The 8,882-nt window shown below is 61.3% G+C and carries 9 protein-coding genes; 3 read left to right on the top strand and 6 right to left on the bottom strand.

The annotated features are described in order from the left end of the window. The 5 genes from BLX41_RS34430 to BLX41_RS04480 form a co-directional block, all read right to left on the bottom strand. A partial coding sequence (locus BLX41_RS34430; RefSeq protein ID WP_259744402.1) for a rod-binding protein occupies positions 1-685 on the bottom strand: 685 nt, incomplete at its 3' end. A 10-nt stretch (positions 686-695) separates the two neighbouring features. Further along, positions 696-1,805 (bottom strand): flagellar basal body P-ring protein FlgI, encoded by a 1,110-nt coding sequence (locus BLX41_RS04495; protein WP_123723934.1) that lies wholly within the window; start codon positions 1,803-1,805, stop codon positions 696-698. 15 nt (positions 1,806-1,820) lie between these two features. Continuing rightward, the gene (flgH, locus tag BLX41_RS04490) at positions 1,821-2,516 is read right to left on the bottom strand and encodes a flagellar basal body L-ring protein FlgH (RefSeq protein WP_123723933.1); all 696 of its coding nucleotides are present in this window, start codon (positions 2,514-2,516) and stop codon (positions 1,821-1,823) included. A 61-nt stretch (positions 2,517-2,577) separates the two neighbouring features. Next, positions 2,578-3,363, bottom strand: coding sequence for a flagellar basal-body rod protein FlgG (gene flgG / locus BLX41_RS04485; RefSeq protein WP_123723932.1), 786 nt, complete (start codon positions 3,361-3,363; stop codon positions 2,578-2,580). 45 nt (positions 3,364-3,408) lie between these two features. Further along, positions 3,409-4,149 carry a flagellar basal body rod protein FlgF gene (locus tag BLX41_RS04480; protein WP_102864054.1) on the bottom strand — a complete coding sequence of 247 codons (741 nt, stop codon included), beginning with the start codon at positions 4,147-4,149 and terminating at the stop codon, positions 3,409-3,411. 332 nt (positions 4,150-4,481) lie between these two features. Between BLX41_RS04480 and BLX41_RS04475 the strand changes: the two genes are divergently transcribed. Both BLX41_RS04475 and BLX41_RS04470 read left to right on the top strand, forming a co-directional pair. Further along, on the top strand, positions 4,482-5,348 hold the full coding sequence (locus BLX41_RS04475; protein WP_123723931.1) for a phytanoyl-CoA dioxygenase family protein: 867 nt from the start codon (positions 4,482-4,484) through the stop codon (positions 5,346-5,348). Beyond that, positions 5,345-6,067 carry a TylF/MycF/NovP-related O-methyltransferase gene (locus BLX41_RS04470; RefSeq protein WP_060838116.1) on the top strand — a complete coding sequence of 241 codons (723 nt, stop codon included), beginning with the start codon at positions 5,345-5,347 and terminating at the stop codon, positions 6,065-6,067. The genes BLX41_RS04475 and BLX41_RS04470 overlap by 4 nt, the downstream gene beginning before the upstream one ends. Before the next feature lie 54 nt (positions 6,068-6,121). Here the strand turns inward: BLX41_RS04470 and BLX41_RS04465 are convergent, their stop codons facing one another. Continuing rightward, positions 6,122-7,684, bottom strand: a complete 1,563-nt coding sequence (locus tag BLX41_RS04465; RefSeq protein ID WP_123723972.1) for a sigma-54-dependent transcriptional regulator — start codon at positions 7,682-7,684, stop codon at positions 6,122-6,124. A gap of 305 nt (positions 7,685-7,989) precedes the next feature. On the opposite strand from BLX41_RS04465, the gene phhA reads away from it, so the two are divergent. After that, positions 7,990-8,781 carry a phenylalanine 4-monooxygenase gene (gene phhA / locus BLX41_RS04460; protein WP_123723930.1) on the top strand — a complete coding sequence of 264 codons (792 nt, stop codon included), beginning with the start codon at positions 7,990-7,992 and terminating at the stop codon, positions 8,779-8,781. The last annotated feature ends 101 nt before the right edge of the window (positions 8,782-8,882 follow it).

Below are 8,882 nucleotides of genomic sequence, written 5' to 3'. Positions count from 1 at the left end.
GATTCCCCCGCCACTCGCCACGCAGCACCGCATCGGCGGCTGCGCTATTGCGGGTGGGCGCAAGGTTCTGGGTAGAAGCCTCAGCGGTCGCACCGGCCGATGGCACGATGCCGGTCAACAGGCGATCGGTCAGTTTGCTCGGCAGCGACAGGCGCCGCTGATTGAGCAACGCCATATCGTTATGCGACACCGTGCTGCGCAATGGGTCCTGGGCACGCGAGGCCCACATGGGTCGCTGACCATTGACCCGGCTCAACGGACCATCCTGAGCGGTGGTGCCAGCGGCAATCGGGGTCGGAATCGCCACTGGCGTCGTGGCCGGCAAGGCCGTGTGGGTCGTGCCCGGATGAGCGGGCTTGTTCTTCATCATCTGGCGCATCAGCACGTTGGCCAGACCGATACCGCCCCCCTCGCGAGACAGAGACACTGCCAACTGCTGGTCGTACATATCCTGGTACTGCTTGGCCGCCGGGGTATTGAGCGGGTTGTCCTGGGCGATGACATCGGTGGCCTTGCGCATGGACTTGAGCATTTCATTGAGGAACAGCGACTCGAACTCCTGTGCCACCTTGCGCACGTTGGCTTCGCCGTCCTTGTCGCCGACCTTGAGTTGCTGCAGGCGATTGAGGTCGGAATAGGACCCGGTATCGCCACTGCCGATCAATCCGCTCTTACGTATATCCATGGCTGTCACCTCAAATCACGATCAGGTCGGCTTGCAAGGCGCCGGCCTGTTTCAAGGCTTCGAGAATCGCCATCAGGTCGCCTGGAGCGGCTCCCACCTGGTTCACCGCACGAACGATCTCGTCCAGGGTGGTACCCGGGCCGAACTTGAACATCGGCTTGGCTTCCTGCTGGGCATTGACCCGCGAACGGGGAACCACTGCAGTCTGGCCATTGGAGAGCGGACCGGGCTGGCTGACGATCGGGTCTTCGGTGATGGTCACGGTCAGGCTGCCGTGGGTCACCGCCGCCGGCGACACCTTGACGTTCTGGCCAATGACGATGGTTCCGGTACGGGAATTGATGATGACCTTGGCCACCGCCTGGCCCGGATCGATTTCCAGGTTCTCCAGGATCGACAGGTAGTCCACGCGCTGGCTTGGGTCCAGAGGCGCAGTGACCCGGATCGAACCGCCATCGATAGCCTGGGCCACGCCCGGGCCGAGCATGTCGTTGATCTTGTCGACGATGCGCTTGGCAGTGGTGAAGTCCGAGCGATTGAGGTTCAGGGTCAGGCTGTTGCCCTGGTTGAAACCGCTGGGTACAGCGCGCTCCACCGAAGCACCACCGGGAATCCGCCCGGCAGACGGTACGTTGACGGTAATCTTCGAACCGTCACGCCCCTCGGCGTCGAAACCGCCCACCACCAGGTTGCCCTGGGCAATGGCGTAGACGTTGCCATCGATACCCTTGAGCGGGGTCAGCAGCAGGGTGCCGCCACGCAGGCTCTTGGAGTTACCGATGGACGAAACGGTGATATCCACCTGCTGACCCGGCTTGGCGAAAGCTGGCAGATCGGCACTGATCGACACCGCCGCGACGTTCTTCAACTGCACGTTGCCGGAACCGGCCGGCACCTTGATGCCGAACTGCGACAGCATGTTGTTGAAGGTCTGCAGAGTGAACGGGGTCTGGGTCGTCTGGTCGCCGGTGCCGTTAAGCCCGACCACCAGGCCGTAACCGATCAACTGGTTGGAGCGCACGCCGGAAATACTGGCGATGTCCTTCAACCGCTCGGCCTGAACGCCGAGGGAAGTGGACAGCAACAAGGCCGCCGCCATCAGGTGCTTGAAGTTGAACATGAGGCTTCTCATCACCTAGAAAGGGAACAGCGGGCTGAGGAAGAAACGATCGAACCAGCCAGGCTGGTTGGCATCGGCAAACGAGCCGGTACCCGAATAGGTAATGCGTGCATCTGCCACACGGGTCGAAGACACGGTGTTATCCGTGGCGATATCGTCCGCCCGCACCAGGCCCGCAATCCGCACCAGCTCATCGCCAGTGTTGAGAGTCATCCACTTCTCGCCGCGCACTGCGATGATGCCGTTGGGCAGCACATCGGCCACGGTGACCGTGATCGAACCGGTCAGGCTGTTGCTCTGCGCGGCCTTGCTGTCGCCCTTGGTGGCGCGGTTGCCGCTGTAGCCGGCATTGAGGGTCAGGTCGCCATCGCCCAACGGGTTGTTGGTGTTGGGCACGGCACCAAACAGCGAGGTCAGGCCGATGCTGTTGGAGCTGGTCTTGTTCAGGGCCGAGTTGGCGCCCTTGCTGGCGCTGGTCCGCTCGTTCAGGGTGATGGTAATGATGTCACCCACCCGGAACGCCTTGCGGTCGCTGTACAGGTTCTGCTCGAAGCCGGCCTGATAGATCGAACCGTTGTTGGACGCGGAAGGCAGCGGCGTGCGCGGCAACACCGGGGCGTAATAAGGGTCATTGGGCTTGGGCGGCGGAGCAACACAGCCCGCGAGCACGGCACTCCCACTCAGCGCTAGAACACACATAAACCGATTCATGACCCTTCCTCACGATGTTGCCGGTGCGCCACTTCAGACCCGTGGCGACCTCAAGACTTGATTACAGCTTCTGCGTAATGAACGAGAGCATCTGGTCCGCAGTGGAGATCACCTTGGAGTTCATCTCGTAGGCCCGCTGGGTGGTGATCATGTTGACCATTTCCTCAACGGTGCTGACGTTGGACGCTTCCAGGGTGTTCTGCAGCGTGGTGCCGAAGCCATTGAGGCCCGGGGTACCGATCTGCGGCGCGCCACTGGCGGCGGTTTCCAGGAACAGGTTGTTGCCCTGGGACTGCAGGCCCGCCGGGTTGATGAAGTCAGCGGTTTGCAGGTTGCCGATCACCTGGGAAGCCGGGTTGCCGGCGATGGTGATGGATACGGTGCCGTCCTGACCCACGGTGAAGGTCTGCGCGTCGTCGGGCACAACCACCGCAGGTTCCAGGGCGAAACCGCTGGCGGTGACGATCTGGCCATCGGAATTGAGGTGGAAAGTACCGTCACGGGTATAGGCCGTGGTGCCATCGGGCTGCAGGATCTGGAAGAAGCCACGGCCATTGATGGCCAGGTCCAGAGGCTGTTCGGTGGTCTGCAGGCTGCCGGCAGTGAAGTTCTTCTGCGTACCGACGATGCGCACACCGGTACCGACCTGCAGGCCGGTTGGCAGCTCGCTGTCCTGTGTCGACTGGGCACCGGGCTGACGCTTGATCTGGTACAGCAGGTCCTGGAACTCGGCGCGATCACGCTTGAAACCCGTGGTCGATACGTTCGCCAGGTTGTTGGAAATAACACTCAGGTTGGTGTCCTGGGCGGACAGACCGGTTTTGGCAACCCATAGAGCCGGAAGCATTCGATTCTCCTCTCGCGCCTGTTTTACGGCGCTAGATACTGGTAATTAGCTGATCTGCAAGACCCGAGCCATGGCCTGGTCGTCTTCTTTGGCGCTGTTCATCATCTTGACGTGCAATTCGAACTGGCGGGACAAGGCCAGCACCGCAGTCATTTCTTCCACGGCATTGACGTTGCTCGACTCCAGGAAACCCGACACCAGTTGCACATTGGCATCGGCAGGCGCCGGCTGGCCGTCCTTGGTCTTGATCGACCCGTCGAGGCCCTTGGTCAGGTTCTTGATATCCGGATTGACCAGCTTGATGCGATCGACCTCGGCCATGACCCGCGGACCTTCACCCATGGCACGAATGCTGATGGTGCCGTCCTGGCCGACTTCGATCTTCTGCTCGGGCGGCACGGCGATAGGACCACCATTGCCCATGACCGGCATGCCGTTGCCGGCACGCAGCACGCCCAGAGCGTCGACATTCAAGCTGCCGGTGCGCACATAGCTTTCGCTGCCGTCGGGGCTCTGCACAGCGATCCAGCCCTTGCCGCTGACAGCCACGTCCAGGTCACGACCGGTCTCCACCATGGAGCCGGGAGTAAAATCCGTTGCCGGCCGTTCACCCATGGCAAAGGCCCGCGCCGGAAAACTGTCACCAAACACCGGCATCGCGCGCGCCTGCTCCAGGTCGCGCTGAAAACCGTTGGTGGAGATGTTCGCCAGATTGTTGGCATGAGCCTTTTGCGCCAGAGCATTCTGGCTGGCGCCGGTCATTGCCACATAAAGGTACTTGTCCACAATCGTTCCTCATCTGCCGGACGTTTGCCGCCCCACACTGTACTGAGCATGGCGTAAGCAATTTCTACACCAACTTTCACTTCCAGCAACGCCCCCCATGCAGGACGGGGCTTTGCCGCGAACAAGGGGATTTTCAGGACGGAATGAGAGACGAAAAAACGGCGGACTTATGCCGCTAACGGCAAGTATCGGTCGCATGAGCCGGGCCAGCCCTTCACCCGGACCGGACACTTTGTGAACAGATCTTGCAAGGCACAGTGACTGGCTATCGCGACTTCAGTTTGCGGGGGGGTGGCCGACACCTAAGCCAGTGACTGCCAAGGAGAAACACTTTGAACCTGTACCTCAATCAGCTGCGCAAGACAGCTGACTTCAAGGAAGCCATCTATTCCGGGGATATCTTCCTGGACACCGACCTGGCCACCGCAAAAGAACTCTGCGGGTTCGCCAAGGAAAGCATCACCGCGGCGTTCGATGGTGAAACCAACCATCAGGCTCTGCACACGATGATGCCGGTGGAGGAGTTCGTCAGCCGGGTTACCCGACTCAAGGGGCAGTTCACCAACAGCCAGCGCGTCAAGGATCTGATCCTTGGCTTCATTCACGAGATCGGCATCGATCCTCGGGACTACATTTTCGACGTACCGCGCCTGCGGGTCGTGCCCAACTACGACTACCTGCACGCTGGCGTCAGCTACGCCTACAAGCCCCATCGCGACAGCTGGTACGGCAGCGTGGACTGCCAGATCAACACCTGGATGCCGGTCTACACCATCACCCCGGACCAGACCATGATGATCAACCCCAGCTACTTCGCGAAGCCGGTGGCCAACACCTCGAAAGACTGGAGCCTGAAGGACTGGATCAGCAACCAGCGACACAAGGCCAAGGACAACCTGACCGAAGAAGTACGGGTCCACCCGGTGCCCGTGGGGGCGATCGATGACAGCTCCGAGCTGCGCATCGCCGGCAACTCAGGCGAGATGCTGGTGTTCTCCGGCTCGCACCTGCACGGCACTGTCCCCAACCGCACCGACCGTACCCGCTTCAGCGTGGACTTCCGCCTGATGCACCTCGAAGACCTGAAACACAACCGCGGAGCCCCCAACGTCGACAGCGCCTGCCCTGACGTCGGCTCCGGCTTCAAAGACTACTTCCACGCCCACGACTTCTCGAATTTCCAAGGATTCAAGCCATGACCAAACGTCGCCTTACCCCCGCCGAAGCTGAATACAACGAAACCCGCGCCGGCGTACTCAAGCGGGTCGACGCCGAGTACGTTGCCGACGCGCCCTTCGTCTTCGCCAACCGCATCAACGTCACCGCCGCACTGTCGCGCATGGAGCTGTTCAAGAAGGTCATGGATGTACCTGGGGCGATCATTGAGTGCGGCGTGTACAAGGGCAACTCGCTGATGCTCTACATGCACCTGTCGATGATTCTCGAACCCTATGCCATCAACCGCTCCATCGTCGGCTTCGACACCTTCGAAGGCTTCACCAGCATCAACAAGGACGAGGACCCGGCCGACATCAACGAAAGCATGTTCTCCGACACCGACCAGTCGCTGATCCAGGACATGATCGACGCCAACGACCTGCTGCGTCCGGTCAACCGCATCCCGCGCTGCGAGCTGGTCAAGGGCGACATCTGCAAGACCGTGCCGGAATTCGTCAAGTCGCGCCCGGACCTGGTGGTGGCCATGCTGATCCTCGACACCGACCTGTACGAACCGACCAAGGTCGCCCTGGAAACCTTCCTGCCGTACATGCCCAAGGGCGCCATCGTGGTCCTCGACGAAGTCGCCTACCGCAACTTCCCGGGCGAAACCAAGGCCCTGCGTGAAGTGTTCGACATGAACAAGATCGAACTCAAGCGCCTGCCTTTTGACTCCTGTGTCGGCTACTTCCATATCTGAAGACTGCCAGCCCCGAGCCAAACGAAAAGCCCCGCTTCATGAGCGGGGCTTTTTTCATTCCGGCGATTCCTTGCCGACCTCGTACTGTCGCAGCTTGTTGGCGATGGTGGTATGGGAAACCCCAAGACGCTTACCCAACTGCCGACTGCTGGGATGCTCGGCAAAGAGGCTTTCCAGCACGGCCTTTTCGAAGCGCCCGACAATCTGCTCCAGGCCGCCCTCCAGGGAAAAATCCCCCAGCGGCTGGCGGGCGCCATAATCCGGCAGACGGATATGCTCGGCCTTGACCGTGCCGCCATCACACAGCGAGACCGCCTGGAACAGCACGTTCTCCAACTGCCGGACATTGCCCGGCCAGTGGTAGTGGCTGAGGCGCTCCATGGCCGCCGGAGCCAGCAGCGGCAGCGGACAACCGATCTGGCGACTGGCCTGGTCGAGGAAGTGCTCCACCAGGGGCGTCAAACCGTCGAGGCATTCGCGCAGTGGCGGAATATGCAGGGACAGCACGTTGAGCCGGTGGTACAGGTCCTGGCGAAACTCGCCCCGTGCGCACAACTCGGACAGATCCACCTGAGTCGCGCAGATCACCCGCACATCCAGGTACACCTCCTCGTCACTGCCGACACGGCGGAAGCAGCCATCCTGGAGGAAGCGCAGCAGCTTGACCTGCAGGCGCGGGCTCATTTCCCCCACACCATCGAGAAACAGGGTGCCGCCGGCCGTCAGCTCCAGCAGCCCGAGCTTGCCCTCGGCCCGAGCCCCCTCAAAGGCCCCGGGGCCATAGCCGAACAGCTCGGTCTCGGCCATGGATTCCGGCAGCCCGGCGCAGTTGAGGGCCATCAGCGGCGACTGGCCCCGAGGGCTGGCCAGGTGGCAGGCGCGGGCCAGCAACTCCTTGCCGGTACCGGTCTCGCCTTCGATCAGCAGCGGCGCATCCAGTGGCGCCATGCGCCGGGCTTCGCGCACCACCGCCGCCATGACTTTCGAGCTCTGGAAAATACTGTCGAAGCCCCGCAGCTCCTGCTTGCGCACATTGTAGATACGCTCCCCTACCCGATCCGCCCGGTGCAGGGTCAATACCGCGCCGGCCATGGCCTCGCTGTCATCGTGTTCGGATTGCAGCGGGGCGATATCCGCCAGGAACACGTCGCCCTTGACCTTGACCCGCAGCCCGTTGATCCGCGACTGGTTGGCCCTTACCAGCTCCGGCAGATCGAAATCCTCGGCGTAGCGTGACAGTGGAATCCCCGGCACCTCATCCACCCGCACGCCCAGCAACTGCGCCGCCGCCCGGTTCGCGGCCACGATGGAGCCGCCCATGTCGATGGACAGCACCGGAAACTCCAGGGCCCCCAGCAGCGCATTGAGCTCCATGTGCCGACGCTCGCTGGGCATCAGCCCGACCCTTTTCACGCCAAACACCCCGGCGATGGATTCGAACTTGGGGCGCAACGCCTGGAACTGCAAGTTGATCAGGTTCGGACAGTGCAGATAGATGGCATTGCCATGCTCGCCACCCACCTCGCCCCGGGCCACGTTGATCCCGTATTCCACCAGCAGATTGAGGATGTCCCGCAGGATGCCGATGCGGTTCTGGCAGTGAACTTTGATACGCATGAAGAAAGCCCCGAAGCGGATAATGGAGGGCATAAACGCCGAAAGCCGACGCTTTTGACGCCGGCATTTGCAAACTTTCTGCTGGGTGATGCAGATAATCGTCAAGATTATGTGACAGCAAAGTGCTTTTTCAAACCTGAAAACCCACAATAATTGGGAGCCCGGGCCAAAAACGTAACGATTAGTTTACAAAATGACGCTCTACGCCCCTCCGTCACCGGCGGCTAACTGCTGCAAAGCGTCGCACCCTGGGGTATCACTGGGGTCACACATAACAAGAACGCATCCCCTGGCAGGAGAGCAGCATGAAGCAGACGCAGTACGTGGCCCGCGAGCCCGACGCGCAAGGTTTTATCGACTATCCACCCGAAGAACACGCGGTGTGGAACACCCTGATCACGCGCCAGTTGAAAGTGATCGAGGGCCGCGCGTGCCAGGAGTACCTGGACGGCATCGACAAGCTCGGCCTGCCCCACGACCGCATTCCGCAACTGAGTGAAATCAACAAGGTTCTCGGCGAAACCACGGGCTGGCAAGTGGCCCGGGTGCCGGCACTGATTCCTTTCCAGACCTTTTTCGAACTGCTGGCCAGCAAGCGCTTTCCAGTGGCGACCTTCATTCGTACCCGCGAAGAGCTGGACTACCTGCAGGAACCGGATATCTTCCACGAGATCTTCGGCCACTGCCCGCTGCTGACCAATCCCTGGTTCGCCGAATTCACCCACACCTACGGCAAGCTCGGCCTGCAAGCCACCAAGGAAGAGCGTGTCTACCTGGCGCGCCTGTACTGGATGACCATTGAGTTCGGCCTGGTAGACACCCCGACCGGACGGCGCATCTACGGCGGCGGCATCCTCTCCTCGCCCAAGGAAACCGTGTACAGCCTGTCCGAAGAGCCGGAGCACCAGGCCTTCGACCCGCTGGAAGCCATGCGCACGCCTTATCGCATCGACATCCTGCAACCCATCTACTTCGCCCTGCCCAACCTCAAGCGCCTGTTCGACCTGGCCCATGAAGACATCATGGCCCTGGTCCACCAGGGCATGCAGTTGGGTCTGCACGCACCCAAGTTCCCGCCAAAACCCAAGGCGGCCTGAGCAGCCCGCCCTCGCGGGCGGCTGCGAAAGATAGTAACTTCCAACAAGAATCGAACTCAGGAACACACCATGACCGCTCTGAACCAAGCCCATTGCGAAGC

The organism is Pseudomonas protegens (genome assembly GCF_003732485.1).
GTDB classification, from domain to species: Bacteria; Pseudomonadota; Gammaproteobacteria; order Pseudomonadales; family Pseudomonadaceae; genus Aquipseudomonas; species Aquipseudomonas protegens_B.
Note: the sequence above shows the minus strand (reverse complement) of the source record. Positions and strands in the feature narration are given on the sequence as shown.

Coding starts and splice junctions, on each gene's coding strand:
- flgH (WP_123723933.1), bottom strand. CDS start 2,516: ATGAATCGGTTTATGTGTGTTCTAGCGCTGAGTGGGAGTGCCGTGCTC.
- phhA (WP_123723930.1), top strand. CDS start 7,990: ATGAAGCAGACGCAGTACGTGGCCCGCGAGCCCGACGCGCAAGGTTTT.
- BLX41_RS04495 (WP_123723934.1), bottom strand. CDS start 1,805: ATGTTCAACTTCAAGCACCTGATGGCGGCGGCCTTGTTGCTGTCCACT.
- flgG (WP_123723932.1), bottom strand. CDS start 3,363: ATGCTTCCGGCTCTATGGGTTGCCAAAACCGGTCTGTCCGCCCAGGAC.
- BLX41_RS04470 (WP_060838116.1), top strand. CDS start 5,345: ATGACCAAACGTCGCCTTACCCCCGCCGAAGCTGAATACAACGAAACC.
- BLX41_RS04465 (WP_123723972.1), bottom strand. CDS start 7,684: ATGCGTATCAAAGTTCACTGCCAGAACCGCATCGGCATCCTGCGGGAC.